General features: G+C 34.5%; 21 protein-coding genes, 3 pseudogenes and 2 riboswitches. Of the genes and pseudogenes, 16 read left to right on the forward strand and 8 right to left on the reverse strand.

What is annotated here, in order from left to right; all coding sequences use genetic code 11:
* Window positions 1–247: 247 nt before the first annotated feature.
* The 4 genes and pseudogenes from BAU27_RS20485 (at window position 248) to BAU27_RS20500 (ending at window position 6,003) form a co-directional block, all read left to right on the forward strand.
* Window positions 248–754 carry a hypothetical protein gene (locus BAU27_RS20485; protein WP_071771761.1) on the forward strand — a complete coding sequence of 169 codons (507 nt, stop codon included), beginning with the start codon at window positions 248–250 and terminating at the stop codon, window positions 752–754.
* A gap of 54 nt (window positions 755–808) precedes the next feature.
* Complete coding sequence (locus tag BAU27_RS20490; protein WP_071771762.1) at window positions 809–3,304, forward strand: P-loop NTPase fold protein; 2,496 nt, start codon at window positions 809–811, stop codon at window positions 3,302–3,304.
* 427 nt (window positions 3,305–3,731) lie between these two features.
* Window positions 3,732–3,955, forward strand: a pseudogene (locus BAU27_RS33405) (TnsA endonuclease N-terminal domain-containing protein); the annotation flags it as partial.
* 80 nt (window positions 3,956–4,035) lie between these two features.
* Entirely contained in the window at window positions 4,036–6,003 is a 1,968-nt protein-coding gene (locus BAU27_RS20500; protein WP_071771763.1) for a S9 family peptidase, read from the forward strand.
* A 169-nt stretch (window positions 6,004–6,172) separates the two neighbouring features.
* On the opposite strand, the pseudogene BAU27_RS20505 reads toward BAU27_RS20500, so the two are convergent.
* A pseudogene (locus BAU27_RS20505) lies at window positions 6,173–6,265 on the reverse strand (RNA polymerase sigma factor); the annotation flags it as partial.
* Between the two features lie 140 nt (window positions 6,266–6,405).
* On the reverse strand, window positions 6,406–7,707 hold the full coding sequence (locus BAU27_RS20510) for a DUF5068 domain-containing protein (RefSeq protein ID WP_071771764.1): 1,302 nt from the start codon (window positions 7,705–7,707) through the stop codon (window positions 6,406–6,408).
* A 500-nt stretch (window positions 7,708–8,207) separates the two neighbouring features.
* On the opposite strand from BAU27_RS20510, the gene BAU27_RS20515 reads away from it, so the two are divergent.
* A complete protein-coding gene (locus BAU27_RS20515; protein ID WP_071744479.1) occupies window positions 8,208–8,984 on the forward strand; it encodes an SDR family oxidoreductase in 777 nt (258 codons plus the stop codon).
* A 48-nt stretch (window positions 8,985–9,032) separates the two neighbouring features.
* On the opposite strand, the gene BAU27_RS20520 is transcribed toward BAU27_RS20515, so the two are convergent.
* From BAU27_RS20520 to BAU27_RS20535, 4 genes are all read right to left on the reverse strand, one after another.
* The gene (locus BAU27_RS20520; protein WP_071771765.1) at window positions 9,033–9,701 is read right to left on the reverse strand and encodes a methionine ABC transporter permease; all 669 of its coding nucleotides are present in this window, start codon (window positions 9,699–9,701) and stop codon (window positions 9,033–9,035) included.
* Window positions 9,676–10,716: a methionine ABC transporter ATP-binding protein gene (locus BAU27_RS20525; protein WP_071771766.1), complete on the reverse strand. Its 1,041-nt coding sequence runs from the start codon at window positions 10,714–10,716 to the stop codon at window positions 9,676–9,678. The genes BAU27_RS20520 and BAU27_RS20525 overlap by 26 nt, the downstream gene beginning before the upstream one ends.
* A gap of 12 nt (window positions 10,717–10,728) precedes the next feature.
* Window positions 10,729–11,541 (reverse strand): MetQ/NlpA family ABC transporter substrate-binding protein, encoded by an 813-nt coding sequence (locus BAU27_RS20530; protein WP_071771767.1) that lies wholly within the window; start codon window positions 11,539–11,541, stop codon window positions 10,729–10,731.
* Between the two features lie 85 nt (window positions 11,542–11,626).
* Window positions 11,627–11,740: riboswitch (SAM riboswitch) on the reverse strand.
* A gap of 80 nt (window positions 11,741–11,820) precedes the next feature.
* The gene (locus tag BAU27_RS20535; protein ID WP_071771768.1) at window positions 11,821–12,729 is read right to left on the reverse strand and encodes an NAD(P)-dependent alcohol dehydrogenase; all 909 of its coding nucleotides are present in this window, start codon (window positions 12,727–12,729) and stop codon (window positions 11,821–11,823) included.
* Between the two features lie 200 nt (window positions 12,730–12,929).
* Here BAU27_RS20535 and BAU27_RS20540 point away from each other — a divergent pair, with 200 nt between their 5' ends.
* The 5 genes from BAU27_RS20540 to BAU27_RS20560 all read left to right on the forward strand — a co-directional run bounded on the left by BAU27_RS20540 (window position 12,930) and on the right by BAU27_RS20560 (window position 18,806).
* Complete coding sequence (locus tag BAU27_RS20540; RefSeq protein WP_071744484.1) at window positions 12,930–14,366, forward strand: FAD-binding oxidoreductase; 1,437 nt, start codon at window positions 12,930–12,932, stop codon at window positions 14,364–14,366.
* Window positions 14,363–14,896 carry an MFS transporter gene (locus BAU27_RS20545; RefSeq protein ID WP_071771769.1) on the forward strand — a complete coding sequence of 178 codons (534 nt, stop codon included), beginning with the start codon at window positions 14,363–14,365 and terminating at the stop codon, window positions 14,894–14,896. Before BAU27_RS20540 ends, BAU27_RS20545 begins: the two co-directional genes overlap by 4 nt.
* Window positions 14,897–14,974: 78 nt before the next feature.
* Complete coding sequence (locus BAU27_RS20550; RefSeq protein WP_071771770.1) at window positions 14,975–16,693, forward strand: DUF3981 domain-containing protein; 1,719 nt, start codon at window positions 14,975–14,977, stop codon at window positions 16,691–16,693.
* A 117-nt stretch (window positions 16,694–16,810) separates the two neighbouring features.
* The gene (locus BAU27_RS20555) at window positions 16,811–18,070 is read left to right on the forward strand and encodes a multidrug effflux MFS transporter (RefSeq protein WP_139254667.1); all 1,260 of its coding nucleotides are present in this window, start codon (window positions 16,811–16,813) and stop codon (window positions 18,068–18,070) included.
* Between the two features lie 232 nt (window positions 18,071–18,302).
* A complete protein-coding gene (locus BAU27_RS20560) occupies window positions 18,303–18,806 on the forward strand; it encodes a hypothetical protein (RefSeq protein WP_071744487.1) in 504 nt (167 codons plus the stop codon).
* Between the two features lie 18 nt (window positions 18,807–18,824).
* Here the strand turns inward: BAU27_RS20560 and BAU27_RS20565 are convergent, their stop codons facing one another.
* Complete coding sequence (locus BAU27_RS20565; protein ID WP_071744488.1) at window positions 18,825–19,040, reverse strand: DUF3951 domain-containing protein; 216 nt, start codon at window positions 19,038–19,040, stop codon at window positions 18,825–18,827.
* A 259-nt stretch (window positions 19,041–19,299) separates the two neighbouring features.
* Window positions 19,300–19,404, forward strand: a riboswitch (SAM riboswitch).
* A gap of 136 nt (window positions 19,405–19,540) precedes the next feature.
* Between BAU27_RS20565 and BAU27_RS20570 the strand changes: the two genes are divergently transcribed.
* Genes BAU27_RS20570 through BAU27_RS20590 form a run of 5 tightly spaced genes read left to right on the forward strand, consistent with a single transcriptional unit; the run spans window position 19,541 to window position 24,840 of the window.
* Window positions 19,541–20,458 carry an ABC transporter permease gene (locus BAU27_RS20570; RefSeq protein ID WP_071771771.1) on the forward strand — a complete coding sequence of 306 codons (918 nt, stop codon included), beginning with the start codon at window positions 19,541–19,543 and terminating at the stop codon, window positions 20,456–20,458.
* A gap of 16 nt (window positions 20,459–20,474) precedes the next feature.
* Window positions 20,475–21,479: an ABC transporter permease gene (locus BAU27_RS20575; protein WP_071771772.1), complete on the forward strand. Its 1,005-nt coding sequence runs from the start codon at window positions 20,475–20,477 to the stop codon at window positions 21,477–21,479.
* The gene (locus tag BAU27_RS20580) at window positions 21,436–22,446 is read left to right on the forward strand and encodes an ABC transporter ATP-binding protein (protein WP_071771773.1); all 1,011 of its coding nucleotides are present in this window, start codon (window positions 21,436–21,438) and stop codon (window positions 22,444–22,446) included. Before BAU27_RS20575 ends, BAU27_RS20580 begins: the two co-directional genes overlap by 44 nt.
* A complete protein-coding gene (locus BAU27_RS20585) occupies window positions 22,443–23,216 on the forward strand; it encodes an ABC transporter ATP-binding protein (RefSeq protein WP_071771774.1) in 774 nt (257 codons plus the stop codon). The genes BAU27_RS20580 and BAU27_RS20585 overlap by 4 nt, the downstream gene beginning before the upstream one ends.
* A 13-nt stretch (window positions 23,217–23,229) precedes the next feature.
* Window positions 23,230–24,840 carry a peptide ABC transporter substrate-binding protein gene (locus tag BAU27_RS20590; protein WP_071771775.1) on the forward strand — a complete coding sequence of 537 codons (1,611 nt, stop codon included), beginning with the start codon at window positions 23,230–23,232 and terminating at the stop codon, window positions 24,838–24,840.
* Window positions 24,841–24,864: 24 nt separating this feature from the next.
* Here the strand turns inward: BAU27_RS20590 and BAU27_RS20595 are convergent, their stop codons facing one another.
* Entirely contained in the window at window positions 24,865–25,332 is a 468-nt protein-coding gene (locus BAU27_RS20595; protein ID WP_071771776.1) for a YusW family protein, read from the reverse strand.
* Between the two features lie 146 nt (window positions 25,333–25,478).
* Between BAU27_RS20595 and BAU27_RS20600 the strand changes: the two are divergent.
* Window positions 25,479–25,677: pseudogene (locus BAU27_RS20600) on the forward strand (ABC-2 transporter permease); the annotation flags it as partial.
* Window positions 25,678–25,707 lie beyond the last annotated feature (30 nt).

The raw sequence follows: 25,707 nt of genomic DNA on the forward strand, positions 1-25,707 counted from the left end.
ATCTAGAGTAGAATCAAGATTAAGATCTAGAGTAGAATCAAGATTAAGATCTAGAGTAGAATCAAGATTAAGGTCTAGAGTAGAATCAAGATTAAAATCTAGAGTAGAATCAAGATTAAGATCAAGATTAAGATCAAGATTAAGATCTAAATTAAAATCAAGATTAATATTAATAATATAATTTAAATAAATTTTTTGGAGAATAACAAATAATGATCAACAGGTCAATATAGAGAGGGAATTAAACATGAAACAAGGTAAGGTAATGTCTGAATTACTAGTACCCTATATGATATATAGGCATGTAATAGGAAACTCGCCTACAACTGATACTTACGATAATCGTTTATTGTGGCAAAAAGTTGGTTACTTAAGCCAACAGATGGGGTTACCATTAGATGAATTTAACTTTAATTGGCATTTAGCAGGTCCATATTCAAGCAGTTATACTAGTGTTTTGTATGGCATTAGAGATAATGTGGGTACAGTTTCTAATCAAGCTAATGAGTTTACATTAAACCCCGGAGCGAAACAAAAATTAAATATTTTAAAAGAACTTGTAAATAAATGCCCAGAAGATATGACAGTGGCAAAGTGGTCTGAGTTACTAGCTTCCATACATTATTTATCAAAAAATGGTGCAAGAACAAAAGAACAAACAATAAAAAAATTATTAAGATTAAAGCCATTTTTTAATAACCTTAGAGTAAATAATTATGCCTGGAGTCTGTTAGAAAATAGCAGTTTGTTATAAAATGGAACTTAAGTGTAAAAACTTAAGTTTTATTTTGTGTAGGTGAAAATAATTATGAATCCATCAGAACAAGCATTGGAAAAATTTTTAGAACTCAAAGATGAGTTAGTCAGGTGTAACAATCAAGTTTTGAACGAAGCCAATACAAGATTAAAAATAATCGATACCATATTTATCGATATACTTGGCTGGAGTAAAGAAGCTATGGACCTCGAATTTAGCATGGGAGATAGTGCTGAAGTTCAACAACATAAGCAGTTATTTGCAGATTATTTATTGGACGCAGAACAAAATAAATTTATTGTCGAAGCAAAAAAAAATGGTAGGTATTTTAAAATACCAAATACAAAAAAAAGAATATATTCAAGTAGAGGAGTTTTGCGTAAGTACGACAGTAATGCCTCATTTATGGATCAGGGAATAAAATATACGAAAAAAGTTGGTATGCCTTTTTGTGTGTTGTCTAATGGTTTACAATTCATTATTATCCGTAATACGCGGGTTGAGCAGACAAGGGATGTTATAGTATTCCGAGATATAGAAGAAATTGAAAGTAATTTTATTCAATTTTGGGACATCCTCAGTCCGTATTCAAATGGTGCGCTGATTCTAGATGAAATTTTTGCAAGACCCGATGAACAGCGGCCAAAACCTTTACATGAAAAAAGAATTTTTGATTCGTTGTTTAATAAATATGATCAATTTAAATTAAATCCAATTAAGGGTGCAACGGAAGATTATATTAGAAAATATTTTGATGAATTAACTAGTGATTCTCAGGTTGAAATCCTAAAAGAATGCTATTGTGACTCAAATCAAAGATTTTTGAGTTTGCAAACATCATTAAAAAATCGTCTTCAATCAAAGCCTATTGAAGCAATAACAAGAGCTACCGTAAAAGATAAGTTTCAGGATTACGGAAATGTTCAAGATAGGTATTTGGAGAAAATAAAGGAACCGGATGGCTCTGTTTTCGTACTAGTTGGTGGTGTTGGTGCAGGCAAATCCACCTTTATCAGTCATTTCTATCACTATGGATTAACGGAACAAAATAGAAAAAATATTATCTGGATTAAGATGGATTTTCTTGACTTCGCATCACCTATTAACAAACTTGATGAATGGATAACAAATGAAATATATAAAATATTATTTAAATCAGGTATGTATTCGGATTTGAAGTTAGAAGAATATGAAGTTAAAAAGTTGATTTATGAAGAGGAAGTACAGAAATTAATTAGTGGAATGCCACCTTTTATGAAAAAGAATGAAGAGAAAGTAGAAACTGAAATATATAATCTGATTACAGAGCAGGAAAAGAACAGGGAAGAGCATTTATCTAGTGTTTTCAGTTACTTAAGAAATAAATTGGGTAAGAAAATATGTTTTGTTTTTGATAATACGGACCAAAAAACTTATGAAGAACAAAAGGAAATCATTTTTAACTCATTTAAAAGGGCAAATATTTATAAAAGTATTGTAATAACAGCAATAAGATTGGAACAGTATTTTACATTTATGAACAAGGCAACATTTGATGCTTATCAACCAAATATATTTAGAATTGAACCACCGCGTGTAAAGGAATTATTAAGAAAACGTCTAGAAGCTTCTTTGAAATATCCAAGAGAAAATTTTTATTTGGAAATCAAGGGGAAATCAATTTCAGTTCCTATTTCAAAGTTTGTGAAATTATTAGATAATACTTTGAATAATGTTCCTGACGTATCTTCTGAAGAACTCATCGTAAGTTTATCTGGAAATGATATGAGAAGGTCTCTTTTACTATTTAAAAAATTTATTCAATCAGGGAATACAAAATTGTACGAAAAAATAGGTTTAATAAAAAACTTAGAACAAGAGATAATGGAGTTCGAAGATATTTTTGATGGAATTGCTTTAGGAGATAATCGGTTTTATCATTCTGAGGATTCAGGTATTTATAACATTTTTAATATATATGATGATGGTTTGTACTCTCATTTCTCAGGAATTTACATTCTTAAATATTTGGAGGAGAAAGAAAAACATTACGAACAACAAAACGGCTTTATAGATTTGGATGAGATATTAGAACATATGTCGGCTTTCTTTTTAGACAAAAGTAAATTAATGGCTGTCCTTGAGCCTTTATTAAAACATTATATTATTGACTCAGATATTGGAGCTAGAAGAGAAATTTCAAACACAGAACAGGTAAGAATATCAGAACTCGGGAAGTATTACCTCAATAGTTTATTATTAAACTGGCGATATTTATACCATGTATTAATAGATACACCCATAACAGATCCGAAAATAGCTGAAGAGTTAGAGAAGAATGTAAAACAGTATTTTTATAATCCTTCATCAGGACAACTTGATAATATTAAGAAAACAATTGAGATATTCTTAAAATATTTACATGAGCGTGAATTGGAAGATAGAGGGTTTATTAGATCAATTTCCTCTACTGATTATCTTCCTGAAAACTCAATTATCGAACGGGTTATAAAAGAAAATCATGTTTCAATTACAAGCGCAAAACAAGAAGGGACAGCTTTAGTCTAGTATTTATTACAATGGTATAGACTAGATTAAGAAAAATTCGTAATTCAGTTTGAAACTTGTAGATTTTTAAACTCAATTTTTTATTGTCCCTTATGATTTACTGGATGGCTTCATTCTTTATATAAACAGCATGAGCAATTATTACATATTATAGCTAACTATAAAATGAATTAGAGAACTTTAAAAATAAGCAGTTGTAAATCATTCAGTTCCCGACTTTTTTGTACAGTAGGAAAAAACACGGTTCCTGAATTTTATTTTTACAAGCGGTGAATCTGAACGTAAGATTGCGGGTTTTGCTGCTTCATAGTTCCCAACTTTTTTGTCATCCAACAGATTATTGTAAATTTAAAATAAAGTCGCGACGTTTATAAAAAAGTTGTGAAGCTTTGCCCCTTTGGATATGATTATCTAAAGGGGCATTTTTGTGTCGAAAAAAAGAACATCTAATATCGATAAGTGGATTAAAGAGGGCAAGGAACTGGCAGTGGGAGAGATTATCAGCCTTGTCTTGAAATTCAAGACGATTCCTCATTAAATCGGTCAGTAGGATTAAAAAGTATAAAAATCGGCAGACAACATGAGTTTTTATCGGATTTGGGACGGAACTACTTCCATTTAACTGAATTTTCTGTTGTTATTTCGGGTATTTGTTGATGGAAAAAACCACTGATTAGAGTTTCACTTTATTGAACAAATTAGATTACTAGACATTACGAGGGGGATTATTAATGAAGGTGAAAGAAAAAACATATTTAAGTATAGAAGAGATCATTTCATTACCAACCTTATCAAATACAAACATAAGTGATGATGGCAAAAGCGTAGCATTTGTTAAGAAGACAGCTAACTGGAAAGACAATACATATAGGAATCATGTATGGATATATGAAAAAGATAAGGAGCAGAGTTACCCATTAACAACTGGGGATATAGATAGTATACACCCATTATGGTCTCCAGATTCTAGGGATATCGCATACCTTAGCCCAGTTGGTGACGGGGATAATAAGAAAAATCAAATCTTTGTTAAGTCAATAGATGGTTATAGTGAGTTACAAATTACTGATGAGAAAGAAGGGGTCAGTAATTTTAAATGGGAGCCTAATGGCAAAGGCTTTTATTATGTGGCACAGTCAAAAGAATCTGAGCTGATAAAGAAACGGAAGGAACTATATGGGGATTTCCAACATATAGGTAAGGAGTACAAGAATAATTGTTTATATTACATTGAAGTAGAAAAAGCGATACAAAATGATAAAGAGGAACACGAAAATAGTGGTGTTTATCAACTAACTAATGGGAAGGATTTTCATATCCACGGATTTGATATTTCAAATGATGGGAAAAAGGTTGTATTTATGGCTACACCAAGTCCAAATGATTATATGAATGGTGATCTATACATATTAGATATTGAAGCTGGAGAGCTACAAAAGATGAATATAGATAAGTTGTTGGGAGGGAGCGTTTGCTTTTCTCCTGAAGGCAGCAAAATATGTTACTCAGTAAGCATAAGGGAGAAGGAATACTATAAGACTCATATACAAGACAGTACATTAGAAATCTATGATATTAATAATGGAGAGCTAATTCAACCTTTACTAGATTTTGATAGTACGGTTATGCCATTACAGTGGACAGCTAAAGGAATTTTAATTAGATGGCAGGATAAAACTAATTATCTTATCGGGTTGCTATCTGAGGATGGCACTGTAGAAATGCTAAGTGAAAAAGTAGATGGATTTATAATGGATGCTTCTATAACAAGGGATGGAAATCATATATCCTATAATAAAGCTATAACAAATGAAACCTTTGAAATCTATTTAGACGATAAAAAAATAACGAATGAAAATAGCTTTTTCGAAGGAAAGCTTAAAAGTAATAGGGAAATAATCTCATGGAAAAGTAGTGATGGTCTTGAAATAGAGGGTGTTTTATCAACTCCAGTAGAGTTTGACGCAAATAAAAAATATCCCTTATTAGTAGTAATCCATGGTGGTCCGGCTTGGGCATCCTTTCCGATATTTTCAGACTGTTTTAATGAGAAATATCCTATTGAACAGTTTATCGAAAAAGGCTTTATAGTTTTAGAGCCGAACTATAGGGGAAGTTCTGGTTATGGTAATGAATTCTTAAAAGCAAACTATAGAAAACAGGGAATTGCTGACTACGATGATGTTATATCTGGAGTGGATAAACTAGTTGATCAAGGGATTGTAGATAAGGATAGAGTAGGGGTTATGGGATGGAGCAACGGGGGATATATATCAGCTTTCTGTTCTACATATAGTAGTAGATTTAAAGCTATTTCAGTTGGAGGTGGAATTACTAATTGGAGTACCCATTATGTAAATACAGATATCCCTTACTTTATTAGAATGCATCTAGGAAATACACCATGGAATGATCCAGAGATATATACGAAAACATCACCAATGACGTATATTAAATCAGCCTGTACGCCCACTTTAATCCAACATGGCGAAAAGGATGCAAGAATCCCAACTCTAAACGCATATGAGCTATATCAAGGATTAAGGGATATGGAAGTTGATACAGAATTAATTATATTTAAAGGAATGGCATATAGTTCTGACCAGCCAGGAATTAATGCGGCTATTATGAAGCAGAATTTGATGTGGTTTTCACACTATATTCTTGGGGAAAGTATGAAAGATTTTAGGACTTTATAATGGATATCCTCACAGGATACATAAGGAAGCTTTTTTCTTATTTAGCCTGTGATTGCAGCTTTTTATTTTTTTCTTTCGTAGGTAGTTTCTCAAATGATGGATTTAATTTGATGGAGTTGTCTGGCGTTACTGTTTTGGTCTTATCCTTAGGTATGGCATTCTTGAGATCATCTTCTTTTATAGCCCCTTTCGCTAGTAATAGCTTAAACACTTCCTCCTCTAAGTTGATAAGATAGGAGGTTAATATATTTTCTTTTCCCATCATTTTTCCTCCCTACACTTATACAACGGATAGGTAATCATAAATGTATACACTTAAATTAAAGTTTTGTTCTTGATACAAATAGAAAAGGCATATAACAATCATATGTTATATGCCTTTTCTATTATATAAGTAGTAATTTATTTAGGTAATGCAAATTTAGCTTTTTTACCTTGTGAAATATCTTTTGCCTCTTTATTTCTCATAGGTCCTAATTCAATCTCAAAGCTTTTGTCTTTCCAAATTTTTTCATACTGTTCTTGATCTAAAATATATACTTGCAGTAACTCTCCAGATGTTCCTGTTTTGACTGCAGCGTTATAGTCGTAATTTAATAGCATACCTTCGCTAATTGTATATTGTGAACCATCATTAACTCTCAATGTAGAGCTTATAGGAGATAGTGCAACGTCTTGCGTATCTTTGTTATCAAGTTTGAATTTTACTGTTAATAGAACAATACCATTCTTGAAATTTGCAAATCGTGGAGCCTCGACGGAATTTGGTGTGAATTGAGCGAATTGATATCCATCTAATGTAACATTGACAGCACCTAATTCTTGACTGTTATTAATACCGGATTGTTCTTTTAGCATTTTTTTATCGCCCATGTTATTAGCAGTTACTTTATCTTGGTAGAAAGTTTTATTTGCTGCAACCTTTTCAGCGCCTTGTTTGTTTAAACTTAATGAAAAGTTTCCAGGGCTTCCAATTGGGGCATCAAATTTTCCTTTATTAGCTTGTGCAGTTGGGACTGAGACAGAGACTGTTGAGAGACTTAAAATTTTTGCTAGATCATCTTTTCCAAATGGATAAGCGATATAACCAGAAATTGTTTCTCCTGCTTTTACTAAATAATCATTTGTTGGAGCGAGCTTAGTTGGTAGCTGATCTTCTGTTGGAATTAAATCTCTATAGTTACTATATGCTTTTTGAGCACCAGTAAATGACATGTCCAATGTTGGCATATAATAAAGATCTTTAGCTGAACTATTTTTTATGCTATAGTTCACAAGAATAACTCCGCCCTCTGTTTGACGATTAAATGGAATGTTAAAGTCCGTATGGAATCCATTTAATTCAACTAATGTATAACTATTCATTGATACTGAAATATCTTCAGCTTTATGGACTTGTGGTTCCTTATTTTCAAAAAGAACTTTTGTTTTACCACCTGTTTCTTTTTCCATATAAGAAATCAGCTTGGAATAATCGCTGGAACTAGTGGCTGTATTTTCGGTCTTTTTATCTTCAGTCTTTTTATCTTCGGATTTTTTTTCTTCAGGTTTATTTTCTTTCGTTGTATCCGTTTTTTCTGTTTTGCTTTCTTTCGTTACATCTTCTTTTTGTTCTTTATTTGTCGTATCACTTTGACCACAGCCAGTTATTACAAAAGCTGCTACGATTAGTGTAGAAAATAAAGAAAGTAATTTTTTTGACATATTTCTTCCCCCTATTTGTTTAAAACCAGTTGAGTCTGTATAATCAGACCCTTTATACCTCTCACATTAGCCCCACGTTTTATTATAAGAAAGTGAACCAGTATTTGCCAGCTTTTTCCGATTGTTTTTATTATTTTGATATTTTAATGATTATTTTTAATAGAAACATAGTTAAAGCTTATATAGGTAATTACAATATTTTTCCGCCAAAAGAGAGAGAAGATTATCTTTTCTATTTTAAATATTTAATCTTTTTGTTAGAGTAAATAATAGAGATATATTGAAAGGGGATAAAGACTAGATATGTGGATGAACTTTTAATGATTAGAAAGTGGATAGAGGAAATTTTCTCTCATTAATGAGGGTTTATTTAGCTATCTGTAAATCATTCAAGGACTGCATATTTAGCTTGTACATCCCTTTTGTAAGAATAGATACCTATGTGGGGAAAGTTTATATCTCTTATATAAAATATGCGTCCTTTAACTTTGGAGGAGTGTATGATGGACCAATTAAAAAGTAAAGTAGCAGTTGTTACGGGTGTTAGTCGTCTAGACGGTATTGGAGCAGCTATTTGTAAAGAGTTAGCAGAGGCTGGATACGATATATTTTTTACGTATTGGACAGAATACGATAAAGAGATGCCTTGGGGCGTTGATAAAAATGAACAAATACAATTAAAAGAAGAGCTGATACAAAACGGTGTCAAAGTATCGAGTATGGAGTTAGATTTAACTCAAAATGATGCACCGAAAGAGCTTATAAATAAAGTTACTGAACAACTAGGGTACCCCCATATATTAATTAATAATGCAGCGTATTCTACGAATAATGATTTCTCTAATTTGACTGCTGAAGAATTAGATAAGCACTACATGGTAAATGTTCGTGCGACTACGTTGTTAAGTAGTCAATTTGCCCAAGGGTTTGATAAGAAAGCTGGTGGTAGAATTGTTAATATTACGTCGGGGCAATTTAAAGGACCTATGGCTGGAGAGCTAGCGTATGCAACAACGAAGGGAGCTATTGATGCTCTCACTAGTACGTTATCAGCAGAAGTGGCTCATTTAGGGATAACGGTTAATGCGATTAATCCAGGTCCAACTAATACGGGCTGGATGACAGAAGAGATAAAGCGGGGGTTAACACCAATGTTTCCTTTCGGTAGAATAGGTGAACCGAAAGATGCAGCAAGGCTTATTAAGTTTTTAGTGAGCGAAGAAGCCGGATGGATTACAGGGCAAGTTATTCATTCAGAAGGTGGATTTAAGAGATAAATTTATAAATAAAAAGAAGGTATCTCATTTCAGTGAGATACCTTCTTTTTAATCTTTCTTCAAGCTTCGTGCTATACCATTCCCTAATGACTGTAATCCTTGAACGAGAATGATTAAAATAAAGACTGTTGCATACATTACTTCAGGTTCGTAGCGTAAATGTCCGAATCGATATGCGAGATCACCGAGGCCTCCAGCACCTACAAGTCCAGCCATTGCTGTTGCACCGATTAAGCCAATTGTTGCGATTGTTAATCCAAGTACGAGAGACGGACGAGCCTCTTTAACCATAACGTGCCAAATGATTTTTATAGTAGAGACTCCCATTGCTTGATATGCTTCAATGACACCGCGATCCACTTCTAATAAAGCAGTTTCCATTAAACGTGCAATATAAGGGGCTGTAAATACGACAAGTGGTACGATAACACCTTGCATGCCAATGGACGTTCCCATTAGAAACTTTGTGAAAGGTAAAATAAAGAATAATAGAATGATAAATGGAAGAGAGCGAATGACATTAATAATTGTATTAAGAATAGGATAGATAATTTTATTTTCTCGCTGTCCACCAGGTCTCGTTAAAACAAGTGTGACACCAAGTGGTAACGCAATAAGAATAGAGATAAGTAGTGAAATAGATGTCATTTGGAATGTTTGAATTGTTGCTTCCCATATTACGTTACCCCACTCATCCAAAAAGGACTTGTTTCCCATAATCTGTTCTACCTCCTTCTACGATGATCCCTTGTTCTTTTAAAAATGATAAGGCACGGTGTACTTCATTTTTTTCACCTTGCATATGAACGGTCAGTTTTCCATATGCTTCATGTTTTAACTGCGTAATATTGCCTGATAAAATATTCGGATATACTTGAAAACGTTTTGTAGCGATAGCTAACGCTGGTTCTCCTGAAGCGGTTCCTATAAATGAAAGTGTTACGATTTCTCCAGTACTTTGTAGCTCTTTCTGTACCTCTTCTGGAATTTTAGCTGCAAATGCGCTATTTACAAATTTCTTCGTTGTTACATGTTGTGGGTTCGTGAAAATATCTTTTACGGTTCCACTTTCGACTACCGCCCCATGTTCCATTACAGCAACTCGGTCACAAATACGCTGGATGACATTCATTTCGTGTGTAATTAGCAAAATCGTAATTCCAATTTCTTCGTTGATCTTTAATAACAAATCAAGAATAGAATCGGTCGTTTCCGGATCTAATGCGCTCGTTGCTTCATCACTTAATAAAACTTCAGGCTCATGAGATAGTGCGCGAGCAATTGCTACACGTTGCTTTTGACCACCAGATAATTCGCTTGGATATGCATCTTTTCTATTAAAAAGATCAACAATACGTAAATACTTTTCTACCCTTTTTTCAATTTCATTTTTGGAGAGACCAGATAGACGTAAGGGTAGAGCGATGTTTTCATAAACGGTAACGGTTTTAAGTAAATTGAATCCTTGAAAAATCATGCCGATCTTTTGTCTTGCTTTTGCGAGTTCTTTTGTCGATAAGGTTGTTAAATCTTTTTCATTTACAATGATATTTCCTGTCGTTGGTTTTTCTAATAAATTTACACAACGAATTAATGTACTTTTGCCAGCGCCACTATATCCGATGATTCCAAATACTTCGCCCTTTTTTACTTTGAGGGAAGTTGATTTAAGAGCCTCAACATTCCCTTTTTTTGTTGTAAATACTTTGGAGACGTTTTTTAATTCAATCATTATAGTCAGCTCCTACCAAGACGGTAAAACAGAACCATCGAATTTTTTCTCAATGAAATCTTTTACTTCTTTAGATTGATAAGCTTTCTTTAATTTATTAACAACAGCATCATCTTTATTTTCAGTACGAACAACGACCCAGTTCACATATGGTGAATCTTTTCCTTCGCGGAAAATAGAATCTTTCGCGGGGCTTAATTTTGCACCTAATGCAAAGTTTGTATTAATTGCAGCTGCCTTTACTTCACTTAGCTGCGTTGGTAATTGAGATGCCTCTAATTCAACAATCTTTAAATTTTTCGGATTTTCAATTACATCTTTTGCAGTCGCTTTTTCTGTAGCTTTTGGATCAACTTTTAAAACTCCCGCTTTTTCAAATAGCTTTAAAGCACGAAGCTCATTTGTTGGATCATTTGGGACAGCGATTGCATCGCCCTCTTTTAATTCTTTTACATCTTTTAAACTTTTAGAATATACACCCATAGGGAATGTTACTGTGGAAAATACTTCAGTTAATTTCATGTTGCGTTCAGCTTTAAATACGTCTAAATAAGATTTAGTTTGATAGCTATTTACATCGAGGCTTTTTTCATCTAAAGATACGTTTGGAGCTACATAATCATTAAATACCTTTACATCAATTTCGAGACCATCTTTTGCTGCAACTTCTTTCACCTTTTCAAAAATTTGTTCATGCGGTCCACCTGTTACACCAACGGTAATCTTTTTCTCATCTAATGCTTTTACCTCTTTATCAGAATTAGCACCACATGCACCTAACGATAATACAGCTCCACTTACAATACTTAATAATACCTTTTTCATCTATAATTCCCCCTTAATATACGTTCCAAAATAAAAAGCACCTCTCAAAAATAAGAGAGGTGCCGAATAGACGAAATAGGTTCCTCTCTTATCTTCCAAAACGAAAATCGTTCTGCAGGAATTAGCACCTTAGCTTATACGTTATAAGCTCGGTTGCCGGGCATCATCGGGCCAGTCCCTCCGCCACTCTTGATAAGAGTATGTGTATGTAGTTTTTAAATATGGTACTAATAGTAAATCTTACAAAAAGAATTGTCAATGTTATTTTCTGAATATATTCTATTTTAAGGTAATGGAAACATTCCCTTTTTTATGTCCGGTCTCTACGTACGTATGAGCTTTTGAAATTTCTTCTAACGGGTAAGTCTTATCGATAACTGGCTTTAATTTTTCTTCTTCCGTTAGCATTTTTAGTAGAAGCATATCTTCTTTGCTTACTTTTGCCATCGTTCCATTGACTGACACGTATTTACCGTTAGCGGTTAATGCTTTCTTGCAATAGGATTTTTTAATTTTTCCAACTGCATCAAATATAATATCGTAGTGTTCATCCCGCTGTGTAAAATCTTCTTTCGTATAATCAATTACGTGATTAGCTCCTAAAGATTGTACTAACTCAAAATTTGAATTGCTACAAACAGCTGTAACAGTTGCACCGAAATATTTAGCAAGTTGCACAGCAGCGGTACCTACTGATCCGGAAGCGCCATATATGAGGACTTGTTGCCCTTTTCGTATATGTCCTTTTCTTAAGAAGTGTAATGCTGAAGTGCCACCAAAAGGAATAACAGCAGCTTCTTCATATGTTAAATTGAGGGGCTTTAATGCTATCAATCCGCTTTCATGCACACATGTGTATTCGGCATAACCACCAACGTTCAATCCTGTTAATGCAAAGACTGGGTCTCCTTTTTTAAATTGAGTTACATCCGTACCTATTTCCTCAATTTCACCAGATAATTCTACACCGAGTATAGGCCTTCTCGGTGTTCTGAAACCTAATATAATTCGCATAGGAATCCAAAATAATAGGGGGCTAGAAAAGCTCCGCATTCTACAATCTCCAGTTGTTACACTTGTTGCATGAATCTTAACTAATACTTCATTCTTTTTAGGAGTAGGTTTCTTTACGTTTTGAAGCTTGAGAACGTTAGGTGGCCCGTATTTTGTGCAAATAATTGCTTTCATAGCAACCTCCTGAATAAAGTTATTTTCCTCTACATCATATTTAAATGTTTTTTAAATCATGCTTATGGTTTCGCTTCACAATAAGTAAAAGAAGGATAGTTCTTTTTTACAGTGTAGTATTTTCCTTTTAAGAAAGTAGGTACAATAAAAATAGAGAGAAGTACTAGTGAGATTAGAATTTCAAACGAGGAGAGTGCCATTTGAAAAAAAGAAAGATAGCAGTTGTTATTGTAGCGTATACAGTGTTGCTCGCGACATCTATATATACATACAAAGAGCAACTGGATCATCCTATTATGAGTGATGTAGGAAAGTTACTTCCAACGAAAATTAAACGTGTTGAAAATGCTGAGGATGAAAGTTCATTAAAAAAATTAGTGCAAGATGCAAATGTTTCTGGAGAGAAGATTTCTATTGCAGGTATGCAACATAGCCAAGGCGGACAGACGTATTATCCGAACGGCACGATGCTTGATATGAAGGGCTATAATGAAATATTAGAGTTTGATCCGGAGAAAAAGAGGATTAGGGTACAAAGCGGTGTCACATGGAATGACATTCAAAAGAAAATCAATCCATATGGTCTTGCAGTTCAAGTGATGCAATCTCAAAATATTTTTACTGTTGGTGGTTCATTAAGTGTAAATGTACATGGGCGTGATATTCGTCATGAAGCATTGATTGATACAGTAGAGTCGCTCAGATTGTTAATGGCAGATGGTACGGTACGTAATGTAAGTAGAGAAGAAAATGCGGACTTGTTTCCGTATGTAATTGGGGGATACGGATTGTTTGGTGTAATTTTAGATGTGACGCTAAAGTTAACTAATGATGAATTATATGAAACGCATACGGGGGTACTAGACTATAAGGAATATTCTTCGTATTTTAAGGAGAAGGTGAAGAAGGCTGAGAATATACGTATGCATTTAGCGCGTATTTCTGTTGCACCAAAGTCGTTCTTGAAAGAAATGTATGTGACGGATTATGTATTGGCGGAAGATCAACAGAAGCTGGGAGAATACAGCGAATTAAAGGAAGAAAATATTATAGCCGCACCGAAGTTTTTGCTTGGATTATCGCGTTATAGTGATTGGGGAAAGAATGCATTTTGGGATATACAAAGAAGTTATTTTGAACGTACAGATGGTAAGTATGAAACTCGAAATAATGTAATGAGATCTGATAGTGCTTTTATGGAATATGATAATCCGAACTTGACCGAAGTTTTACAAGAGTACTTTGTACCAATAGATAGTTTTGCAGAGTATATAGATGATTTACGAAGTGTTTTAAATGAAGAGGAATTAAACCTTCTTAACATTACAATCCGCTATGTAGAAAAGAATGAGAATGCGGTGCTATCTTATGCGAAAGATGATATGTTTGCGCTTGTGTTTTTAATTAATCAAGGGCGTTCTGAGGAGGAAATAAAGAAAACAAAAGTGGTTATTCAGAAGATGATTGATGTTACTTTAAAGCATAATGGAAGTTATTATTTACCGTATTATTCTTATCCGGCAAAAGAGCAACTAAAGGAAGCATATCCTCGTATAGAAGAATTCCTTCAGAAGAAGAAGGAAGTAGACCCAGAGGAACGATTTGTGAATTTATTTTATAAGGAGTATAGCAAATGACATATAGAAGATTTGTAGCGTCACAAAGCATAATTATGATGGCGGGAAGTATGGTATTTCCTTTTTACATTCTATTGCTTCGAAATGTTGGGAATAGCTTCTCGCAATTTGGCTGGGCGTACGGTTTATTTGCCTTAACTTCAGCTCTAGTATATCCGTTAGTTGGAAGAATCTCTGATAGAGTAGGTGATAGAAAGTTATTAATTATATACGCCTGGTCCATGGCTATATTAATGCTTTGTTTTCCTATTGCAACAGAGGTTTGGCACGTATACATTCTCCAAATTTTAATGGGTATTTTAGGTGCTGTGCAGCGCAATACGGAGAAGACATCATTAGCACGAAAGGTAGCGCATAAGGAAGCTGGTTACGAAATTGGGAAATACCATGTATGGACATCAATTGGTGGCGGGGGAGCTATAATTGCAACTGGTTACTTAGTGGATTTCTTTACGATAGGGACTATTTTTTACATTGCTTCAGTTTTATATGTAGTGAGCGGAATTGTATTAAGTAGCAAAAAAATATAATCATACCCATTTTTACCTGATTACCCTTTATTTGTTATACTTATGGAGAAGACAAAAGAAAAGGGGACATTGCCTTTGATGAAATTTATAGTTTTAGCTATTCTCACTTTGTTTTTGATTCCATGGACTAGAAGCGGTAATAAAATTCGCGCGGTGGATAAAGGAGGAAATGAGAAAGTTGTAAAGGGTAAGAAATCATCTATTTTAGTTATTCCTGTTTTATTTTGGATAGGTATTGTAATCTATGAATATTTCTGGCTAATTGATGATCGAGCAGATTCTATTCTTACTCATTATTCTGTTGCAGTAGCGATTTTAATTGGGCTTGTTTTATTCTCACAAGAGCAGGTAGGGAAATTAGAAGGTACGTTAAAAGGACTTCTAATGTTTGTTTTACTCGCAAGTTATGGCTATTTTGGTTATTTACACGATATAGTAATCTCGCAAAAGAAATATGATTCGGTCGTGAAGGTAGAGAAAGATATTTCAGAGCCATTTACTGAAAATGACCAACCGTTTACAGTTCCGCCTAAAACAGCGGAAAATAAAATGAAAAAGGTATTTGGTGATATTCCGAAAGTAGCTTATTTTGAGCTAGGGGAATTAACGCCACAAATGGTAAATGGTGAAGCCTTGTATGTAGCACCGATAGAAGTTTCGGGATTTTTTAAAGCACGTAAAGCGGAAACAATTCCAGGTTACGTAACAATGTCAGGTACAAATCCTGATGCGGAAGCGAAATTACATCTTGGATATAAAATGAAGTATGTACCAAGCATGTTTTTCGGTAATAAATTAGAACGTGTCGTTCGAAAAGCAGAGCCAGATTTAGTTTTTAAAGGGAAACCAAAATTTGAAGTTGATGATAAAGGAAAACCGTATTATACAATGACATACGGTGAGTTTATTTCAGGAAGATCAGGGTTTGAAGTAGAAGGCGTTGTCGTTGTTGATGCACAAACAGGTGATGTGAAACGATACGATAAAGGGAATGCACCCAAATTCGTTGATGGTGTATTAAATCATGAAACAGCATCTACGTTAAATACGTACTTCGGAAAATATATTCACGGATTTTGGAATACGAAATTCTCACAAACTGACATGAAGATTCCGACTGAGTGGGGGACGAAGGAAGGCGTTACGCCAATCTTCGGAAAGGATGGTAAACTGTATTACTTTACAGATTTCACCTCTCCGAAAGAAGGCGTAGATTCTGCCCTCGGCTACTCATTAGTTGATGCACGTACAGGAAAGTTGTATTACTACAACGGAAAAGAAGTGAAGGGAATTATGGACGGCTCGGCTGCTACAGAAGTAGTAGATAATTCCTTTAAGAGAGAGAAATGGCATGGAACAATGCCAGTTATTTATAACGTATACGGTAAACCTTCTTGGATTGTACCAGTTATTGATGACGGCGGATTAGTACGTGCTCATACTGTTATATATGCTTCTAATGCAAAAGTGTTTGCGTCAGGTTCGACGCAAAAAGAAGCACTTGAGAACTATAAAAATGCGCTAAGCGGAAGTGGTGATTCATTTAGACCGACTTCAAATGGGAAAGAGGCGCAAAAAGAAGGCACTGTACAACGTGTGTACAAAGAAAAATCAGGTGAAAATACGATTGTGTACGTACTATTAGAAAACGAGCAAAAAGTATTTATGGTACCAGCGAAGAAATTCCCATATGCAATGTTTACAGAAGTAGGAGATCCAATTCAAATCACATATTTAGACACAGGAGAAACGATGGCATCTGTATCTAAATTTGCAAATAGTAATTTGAAAAAGTAAAGCGATAGAGATTCTATCGCTTTTTTTACATTATTAAACAGGAAAATACAGTATACTTGACGTATATTTATGTTGTAACTATAATTGTTACGATTCGATATTTATATGAAAGGGTGAATGAAAAAAGTGAATGGAGTTAATCACGAAGTATATAAACCTGTAAAGACAAACAGGTTATGGATGATTCTTGTATTAGGGACACTTACGGCAATTGGGCCATTATCGATTGATATGTATTTGCCTTCTTTACCAAAATTAACGGATGATTTACAAACGGGGGCATCTCTTGCGCAGCTTACATTGACAGCTTGTTTACTTGGGCTTTCAGTGGGACAATTATTTGTAGGTTCAATTAGTGACATTTACGGAAGACGCAAACCTCTTATTATCGCTCTTATTATTTATGTTGCTTCTTCTTTACTTTGTGCTATTGCACCATCGATTTGGAGTTTAGTGCTTTTACGTTTCTTACAAGGTGCTTCAGGGTCTGCTGGTATCGTTATATCACGTGCAATGGTACGTGATATGTATTCAGGTTCTGAAATGACGAAGTTTTTCTCACTGCTTATGCTAGTAAACGGAGCTGCACCTATTTTGGCACCGATTATTGGAGGGCAATTATTACAGTTCACATCATGGCGCGGCGTTTTTATCGTTCTTGGAGCAATTAGTGTATTCATGCTAATATCAGCCACTTTCGTATTACGTGAAACATTACCACCTGAAGAAAGAGAGACAGGTGGATTATCAGGAACGCTTGCAACATACGGAAAGCTTCTGAAAGATCGTTTATTTATGGGGTATGCATTGTCGCAAGGATTAGTAACAGCTGCAATGTTTGCTTATATTTCTGGTTCACCGTTCGTGTTGCAAAATATATATGGGGCATCACCACAACAGTTTAGTTTGTTCTTTGCAATTAACGGTATCGGTATTATTATTGCTAGCCAAGTTACTGGCCGATTAGCGGGGAAAGTTAATGAGAAGACTTTATTTGTTTCCGGTATTATTATTGCGGCTGTTGGCGGCCTATCGTTACTACTTACAATTGTATTAGGAATAGGGTTAATCGGTGTTTTATGCTCGCTATTCCTTGTTGTATCAAGTGTTGGGGTTGTATCAACAACTGGCTTCTCATTAGCGATGAGAAATCAAAAACAGGCTGCAGGAACAGCATCAGCTTTACTAGGATTATTACAGTTCATCTCAGGAGCACTTGTAGCGCCGCTAGTAGGTATTGGTGGAAGCAATACCGCACTTCCTATGGGTGTTGTTATAGCTCTTTGTGAAATTGGTGCTGTGTTATGTTATTTATTCATGGCAAAAAGAAGTGAAAAGCAGTTTGAACTGCAACAAAAACAAAATTTAGAGGCTTAACAAAAAAGAGCTGATTCAAACATTTCTTTGAATCAGCTCTTTTTTTCATTTCTTTGAAATAACTCATGCAAAAGTTACTTGCATAAAGTGACGATACTGTGACAAAAATGTGGGTATATATATTAAGGAATCATCTTAAGTACAAAATTTAGGATGTTCTCGGTATAATAAAACAAGTGGAGATAAAAGAAACTATAATTAGAAGTAGCTGTAGATAAAAGGAGAATTAAAGATGAAGAAGGTTTTGGGTATTGCTGTAATGGGAGGTATGCTCCTTCTAGCAGGATGTAATGGGAATAAAGAAGCGAAAGAACCGAAAGAAAAGGTGGAGCAATCTACTGAACAGACAGAAGATATGAAAGTGTATCAAGAGGTACATGAAAAGTATGATGCGAAAATGAACAAAGAAATTAATAAAGCGTTACAGTTATTTGAAGTGGCAAAAGAAAAGGGCGGTAAGGAAATAACTAATGCTAAATATAAGGAAGACGTGAAACAGGTAACAACGGGTATGTTAGAAGATATTGATCATATGCGTAAAGAAATTCGTGTTCCGAAGTCGAAAGAACAGGAACATGAATTATATGTTGGTTTCTTAAATGAATCAGAACAATCAATGAAAAAATTGCAGAAGTTAGCAGAAGAAGAAGACTCCTCGTTGATTCGTGATATAGAAATTAATTTTGCAACAGCATCGACATACTATAAACGTTTTCAAACAGAGGCCCAAAAATAACCTTGCGCATGCGCAAGGTTATTTTTTCTTCTTACCATCTCCATCTTCATCCTCGGATACTAATACTTTCTGTTCTTCGTGAAATTCTGAAATTGTTTGTCCAGTGATATTATCGAATGGAGTATAAAAAGAAGTGATACGTTTTTTCTTAATGAAGAGTTTGTAGAAGCCGATGATGAAGAGTATGACGATTGTTAATGGCAATCCTATGCTGGCTAGAAGTAAGGGATCCATCGTATAACTCCTTTAAAGTAATTAATTTTATCCCGCTATTTGCGGGCAGCCCGATTGGTGTGGGCTAATAATCAGTGAAGGATGGACAAAGATCCCCACTGATTAAAGTTTCACTTTATTATAAGTTAAAGTAGTGATTTTAAGAAATAACGCCATTAAAAACTGATTTTTCTAAATATATCCAATTAGATTGACTTTTCATTTTTTCAGAATTATAATTCAAAATATACAATTTGAACCAAATAATAATATAGCAATTTACTTATCCAGAGAGGTAGAGGGACTGGCCCTATGACACCTCAGCAGCGGGTTCTGTAATAGAACACCGTGCTAATTCCAGCAAGCAAGTCTTGAAAGATAAGTGATGGGCCTTTGTTTATTAAGCCTTGATCTTATTTTTTAAGATCAAGGCTTTTTGTATTTTAAGAAGAGAAAAGGGAGTAATGGGAAAGATACGTCAATAAAACAAAGTAAATTTATGAGTTTAGGTGGTTATTAGAGTGTATGTTGTTAAAAAACTATCGGTTATGGTATTTACACTATGGGTTATTACGACAGTAACATTTTTAATTATGCATATTATTCCAGGGGATCCATTTTCGTCAGATGCGAAAATCTTTCCGGAAGAAGTGATACAAAACATGAGAGCAAAGTATCACCTTGATGAACCGTTATGGAATCAGTATGTTGCTTATTTGGATGGGGTAGTTCATTTTGATTTTGGTGAATCTGTTCAATCGACAGGTCAAGGTGTATCGGAAATTATAACAACCGGTTTTGGACCATCAGCAATTATTGGTTTACAAGCATTTGTTATTTCATTGTTAGTCGGAATTGCCGCAGGTACATTTGCCGCGCTATATCACGGGAAAGTGATTGATTATAGTGTGAGCTTGCTTGCGATTCTCGGTATTTCTATTCCTAGTTTTATTTTAGCTCCACTATTTATACAAGTATTCGCCATCCAATTTGAATTACTACCAGTGGCGTCTTGGGGAACGTTTGAGCATACTGTATTACCTTCTTTCGCATTAGCGCTCGGGCCAATCGCAGTTATTACAAGATTTGTTCGCTCTAATATGATTGAAGTGTTGCAGAGTGATTATATTAAGCTAGCGAGAGCGAAAGGTATACCAATTAAGAAAATCATTATAAGACATGCTCTTCGAAATGCAATTGTTCCGGTACTTACATTTGTTGGCCCATTAATGGCAGGACTTTTAACAGGAACTTTCGTTATTGAAAAAATCTTTTCAATTCCTGGTTTAGGAAAATATTTTGTAGATAGTATTTTTAACCGAGATTATCCGGTAATTATGGGAACAACCATTTTCTATAGTTCGCTATTAATTGTATGTATTTTTATTACAGATATCATTCATCGTATTGTTGATCCGCGTATTCGTTCTATTACGTAAGGAGGAGGATGTTTAAATGGGGGCTTATGAAATTAATGACCAGTTATTAACGAATGAAGAGAAAAAAGAATTAACTATAAATAAAGATCAGCAAACGATTAGCCGAAAAAAGGAAGTGTTTCGCAAGTTTATATCAAATCCTATAGCAGTTTTAGGGGCAGTGACGTTATTACTAATTATTGTTTTCTCACTTATTGGCGAAAGTTTAACGTCATTTACTGCGAGTGAACAAGTAAAAGAAGCAACTAATTTACCGCCTAGTAGTGAGCATTGGTTCGGAACAGACGATTTAGGGAGAGATATTTGGGCGCGTACTTGGGCTGGTGGGAAAATTTCACTAACAGTTGGGTTAGTTGCAGCAGCTCTCGATATAGGACTCGGTGTACTTATCGGTGGATTTAGTGGATACGTGAGAGGGCGTAATCGTCTTGGAACGTTAATTGATGAGTGGATTATAAGAGGGATTGAAGTGTTATACGGTATCCCATATTTATTAATTGTTATTTTACTATTAATCGTTATGAAACCAGGACTTTTTACAATTATAATCGCCCTTGCGTTAACGGGATGGATTGGCATGGCACGTCTCATTAGAGCGCAAGTCTTGTCTTTAAAACAAAGAGAATTTGTTATCGCAGCAGAGCGATTAGGTACATCTCATATGAAAATTATATATGGGCATTTAATTCCAAACTTAACGGGGATTATTATCGTAAATTTATCATTTACAATTCCAGCAGCTATTTTCTCAGAATCATTTTTAAGCTTTATCGGACTTGGAGTACAATCACCAGCGGCAAGCTGGGGCACGATGACGAACGATGCACTCGGGACATTACTAAGCGGTGAATGGTGGCAACTTTTCTTCCCAGCAATCATGATTGCACTAATCATGTTCGCATTTAATGCGATTGGTGATGGTTTGCAAGATGCGATTGATCCGAAAATCGTAAAACGTAATCGAAAGGAGAAAAAACATGGCGCAAATCTTATCTTTAGAAAACGTAACGTTAGCCGTTGAAAAAGAGACTAGTAAGCAAGCAATTGTGAAGCATGTTTCCTTTTCTATTAACGAAGGTGAAATAGTTGCACTTGTCGGAGAAAGTGGTTCAGGGAAAAGTGTTACAGCACAATCAATTATCGGCTTAAATCAAGAATCGATTCATATTGATGATGGAAATATATCTTTCCAATCAAAGGAATTAACTAATTTACAAGAATCAGAATGGAATCAAATTCGCGGGAAAGATATTTCCTTTATCTTTCAAGACCCGCTTTCATCTTTAAATCCGACGATGAAGGTGGGAAGACAAATTACAGAAGTAATTGTGCAGCATGAAAAGAAATCGAAGAAAGAAGCAAAAGAAATTGCAATTAACTTACTAAATGATTTAGGCATACATGAAGCAGAGAAACGCTTTGAACAATACCCGTATCAATTAAGTGGTGGTATGAGGCAACGTATTTGTTTGGCCATTGCGTTTGCTTGCCATCCGAAACTTGTAATTGCAGATGAACCTACAACAGCGTTAGATGTAACGATTCAGAAACAAATTATGGGGCTATTAAAAGAGCGAAAAGAAAAACAAAATACGAGCATTTTACTCATTACACATGACTTAGCACTTGTACGTGAAGTAGCTGATCGAGTAGTTGTGATGTACGGGGGACGTGTTGTTGAAAAAGGAATGATACAGGAGGTAATAGGTTCTCCTAAACATCCATATACGAAAAGCTTATTACAAGCAATTCCGAATATAGATGATTCCGAAAAAGTATTACGTGCTATAGAAGGAACGACACCTTCCATTGAAACATTAAATAGCTTTGGCTGTCCTTTTGTAAATCGTTGCCCAGTAGCGATAAAAGAATGTATTCATCGTTTCCCAGAGAGAACAACATATTCTGAGGAGCATAGTTCACATTGCTGGCAGCATATTCTGGAGCATAATAAAGCGAAATCAAAAGAGAGGGTGAATGCCTCATGACGACAGATTTAATTACTGTAAAGCAAGTAACGAAAGCGTATGGAAGTAAAAATAAAGAAATCGCAGCGTTAAAAGATATAACACTCTCTATCCCAAAAGGAACAACGCTTGGCATTATTGGAGAAAGTGGCTCTGGAAAGACGACACTTGGTAAGCTCATAGCTGGGATCGAGCGTCCAACGTCTGGTGAAATTGATTATAACGGTCAAGTTGTTCACAAGCTGAAGTCAGCTCATAAGCGGGAGTTCTTGCAGAAAGTACAGTTCATTTTTCAAGATTCTACAGCTGCATTAAATCCGCGCTGGAAAGTACGCGATAGTGTAACAGAAGGATATATTTCGTTCGGTTTAGGTGATAAAGGACTGAAAGATAAAGTCGCAGGTGATGCACTAGAGCGTGTTGGATTAGATAGACGATATATTGATCGTTACCCACACGAATTTAGCGGTGGACAGCGTCAACGTATTGCCATTGCAAGAGCGCTATTATGTGAGCCAGAAGTATTAATCCTTGATGAACCAATTTCAGCATTAGATGTTTCACTGCAAATCCAAATTGTACATTTGCTACAAAAGATTCAAAAGGAACAAGGCTATACATACTTATTTATCGCGCATGATTTACCGATGGTTCACTATTTATGTGAAAAAGTGGCTGTCTTATACAAAGGAGAACTTGTTGAATTTGGAAATACGGACGAAGTATTCCGTAATCCACAACATTCTTATACAAAAACATTATTAGCATCAACACCAAAAATTTCAGGTTAAAGGAGAATGTAGGATGAAGAAGTTTTTACTGTTTGTCATTATGACTGTTTTAGCAATAACTTCTGTTGCGTGCGGTAAGAAAGAGACGCAAAAGGCGAGTGCTGGTAAGGGAGAAGGGGATCGATTAGTAACGAATATTGGTAGTGATCCATATACGCTTGATTCCGCTATTGCGACAGATACTACTTCGAGATATGTAATTGGGAATTTATTTTCAAGTCTATATACTGAGGATAACAATGGGAAAATCCATAATGAGTTAGCGGATAAAGAAGAAGTAAATGCTGATGGGACTGAATATACAATTCATTTAAAGAAAGATATTAAATGGTCAGATGGTTCTCCTGTTACAGCAAATGATTTTGAGTTTGCATGGAAGCGATTATTAAATCCGAAAACGGGTTCTATGAATGCGACAGAAATGTATTTTATTAAAGGTGCAGAGGCATATAATACTGGAAAAGGTGAAGAGGGACAAGTTGGGATTCAAGTGGTTAATCCTCAAACATTAAAAGTAACACTTGAATATCCAGTTGCTTCTTTCAAACAAAAACTAGCAAGTTCATTATTTATTCCATTATCTAAAAAATCAATTGATGATAATAATAAATTAAAAACAGATCCAAAAGAGTTAATTACGAACGGACCATTCACGTTAAAAGAATGGAAGCATAACCAAGCAATTACAGTACAAAAAAATAAAGAATACTATGATAAAAAGGTAACATTAAAAGAAATTGAGTTTCGTATTATTCCAGACTCTAAAACAGCGTATCAATTATTTAAATCAAAAGAATTAGATTTACTAAGTGGTTTACCACAAGAGATGATTGAGAAAGAAAAAGAAAATAAAGAATATAAACGCGTTGCAGGATTTTCATCTTATATTTATTCCTTTAACGTAGAAAAAGAGCCATTTACAAATGCGAAAGTACGTAAAGCATTTTCATTAGCAGTTGATCGTAAATTTATCGTTGAAAAATTGTATAAAAATAATGCACAAGCAGCATATGCATTCGTTCCAGAAGGGGCAAAAACACAAGGTGGTCGTGATTTCCGTAAAGAAAAAGGCGATTATGTAAAATTTGATCCAGTGGAAGCGAAAAAACTATTAGAAGAAGGTATGAAAGAGCAAGGATGGTCTACATTACCTGAAGTAACATTAAAATTCACTACAGATACACAACATAAAAAAGTAGCAGAAGCAATGCAAGAAATGTTTAAGAAAAACCTTGGTGTAGATATTAAATTAGAAAATAAAGAGTGGAAGAGTTACATCGACACATACAAGCAAAGTGATTTCCAATTAGCTTATATGGGATGGGGAGGTTCTAACTTAGACCCTAGTGCCCGTTTAGAATTATATGCAGGTGATGGTCCAAGTAACTATGCGAAATGGTACAATAAAGAATTTGATAATTTAATTAATCAAGCAAAAACAGAACAAGATGAAAATAAACGTTTTGATATATTGCATAAAGCAGAAGACATTATGTTTGATGAAACACCATTAATCCCAATTATTTTCCCAAGTGCTTCATATTTACAAAAACCATCAGTATCTGGCGTCCAATTCATTATCGGTTCTAGTCCAGAACTAAGATACGTAAAAATTAAAAAATAAAGAAGTAGGCATCTGCCTACTTCTTTATTTTATTTCTCTTTTATATTCTTTTTTCGTTCCATCAGAGAAGACAACTTCTAAAGCGAATTTTTGATAGTCTTTATCAAGTTTGAATACATTTACTACTTGATCAATTACTTCTTGATCGGGTGTGTTTTTATCAAATTTTAATTCTTGTAGAAGAGGGCTTAATTTTGTAATAGCTTCATCACCTGTTAATTTTACATCTGCTTTATGGTCTTCAACTTTTGCTTCCATTTTTTTATCGGCTGCTACATTTTTATAATCAGCTTCGTAGTCTTTCTTTGTATCCTGATAGTCCGCTTTTAAATCAAATTCATTGAAATTTAGCTTTAAATCAGCAGGAGCTTCGTTTTTTGCCTCTTCTGTAGTCTTTTTATTAGAAGTTGTGTCTTCTTTTGCAGGAGCTTTACATCCTGTTAATGCAGGTACTAGCATAAGAGCTAATAAAGCTGATAGTAAAATTCTCATTATAAATTCCTCCTTATGTAAATTTGTTCTATACAAGTTTTTCCCAATTTCATGTAATTATGTATAAACCAAATAAATTATTTACTTAAGGGGGGACACATGCTTATGTATTAATTAAATTGAAAAAATTTGTATGTATATAGGCATTTCAAACAATCGGCGAATTATTTCCCGCAACATATGCAGCGAATGGTTATTACACAATAATATTTTTGGGGGGTTAGTTTAGAGAAAAATATTATTTCATTATTAGTCATTATATTAGTTACACAAGTGGTAGCAGTGGTTACTGTATCTATAAAAGGAATAGTAAAGAGAAAAAGTCATGTAGTTAAAGAAGTATAAAATAAAAAAGGTACCCCACGAAGGATACCT

It is taken from the genome of Bacillus sp. NH11B, from assembly GCF_001884205.1.
Taxonomy (GTDB): Bacteria; Bacillota; Bacilli; order Bacillales; family Bacillaceae_G; genus Bacillus_A; species Bacillus_A proteolyticus.

Bases quoted from the DNA above. Each gene is read 5' to 3' on its own strand.
- BAU27_RS20485 (WP_071771761.1), top strand. From the start codon at position 248: ATGAAACAAGGTAAGGTAATGTCTGAATTACTAGTACCCTATATGATA.
- BAU27_RS20490 (WP_071771762.1), top strand. From the start codon at position 809: ATGAATCCATCAGAACAAGCATTGGAAAAATTTTTAGAACTCAAAGAT.
- BAU27_RS20500 (WP_071771763.1), top strand. From the start codon at position 4,036: ATGAAGGTGAAAGAAAAAACATATTTAAGTATAGAAGAGATCATTTCA.
- BAU27_RS20510 (WP_071771764.1), bottom strand. From the start codon at position 7,707: ATGTCAAAAAAATTACTTTCTTTATTTTCTACACTAATCGTAGCAGCT.
- BAU27_RS20515 (WP_071744479.1), top strand. From the start codon at position 8,208: ATGATGGACCAATTAAAAAGTAAAGTAGCAGTTGTTACGGGTGTTAGT.
- BAU27_RS20520 (WP_071771765.1), bottom strand. From the start codon at position 9,701: ATGGGAAACAAGTCCTTTTTGGATGAGTGGGGTAACGTAATATGGGAA.
- BAU27_RS20525 (WP_071771766.1), bottom strand. From the start codon at position 10,716: ATGATTGAATTAAAAAACGTCTCCAAAGTATTTACAACAAAAAAAGGG.
- BAU27_RS20530 (WP_071771767.1), bottom strand. From the start codon at position 11,541: ATGAAAAAGGTATTATTAAGTATTGTAAGTGGAGCTGTATTATCGTTA.
- BAU27_RS20535 (WP_071771768.1), bottom strand. From the start codon at position 12,729: ATGAAAGCAATTATTTGCACAAAATACGGGCCACCTAACGTTCTCAAG.
- BAU27_RS20545 (WP_071771769.1), top strand. From the start codon at position 14,363: ATGACATATAGAAGATTTGTAGCGTCACAAAGCATAATTATGATGGCG.
- BAU27_RS20550 (WP_071771770.1), top strand. From the start codon at position 14,975: ATGAAATTTATAGTTTTAGCTATTCTCACTTTGTTTTTGATTCCATGG.
- BAU27_RS20555 (WP_139254667.1), top strand. From the start codon at position 16,811: ATGAAAAAAGTGAATGGAGTTAATCACGAAGTATATAAACCTGTAAAG.
- BAU27_RS20560 (WP_071744487.1), top strand. From the start codon at position 18,303: ATGAAGAAGGTTTTGGGTATTGCTGTAATGGGAGGTATGCTCCTTCTA.
- BAU27_RS20565 (WP_071744488.1), bottom strand. From the start codon at position 19,040: ATGGATCCCTTACTTCTAGCCAGCATAGGATTGCCATTAACAATCGTC.
- BAU27_RS20575 (WP_071771772.1), top strand. From the start codon at position 20,475: ATGGGGGCTTATGAAATTAATGACCAGTTATTAACGAATGAAGAGAAA.
- BAU27_RS20580 (WP_071771773.1), top strand. From the start codon at position 21,436: ATGGCGCAAATCTTATCTTTAGAAAACGTAACGTTAGCCGTTGAAAAA.
- BAU27_RS20585 (WP_071771774.1), top strand. From the start codon at position 22,443: ATGACGACAGATTTAATTACTGTAAAGCAAGTAACGAAAGCGTATGGA.
- BAU27_RS20590 (WP_071771775.1), top strand. From the start codon at position 23,230: ATGAAGAAGTTTTTACTGTTTGTCATTATGACTGTTTTAGCAATAACT.
- BAU27_RS20595 (WP_071771776.1), bottom strand. From the start codon at position 25,332: ATGAGAATTTTACTATCAGCTTTATTAGCTCTTATGCTAGTACCTGCA.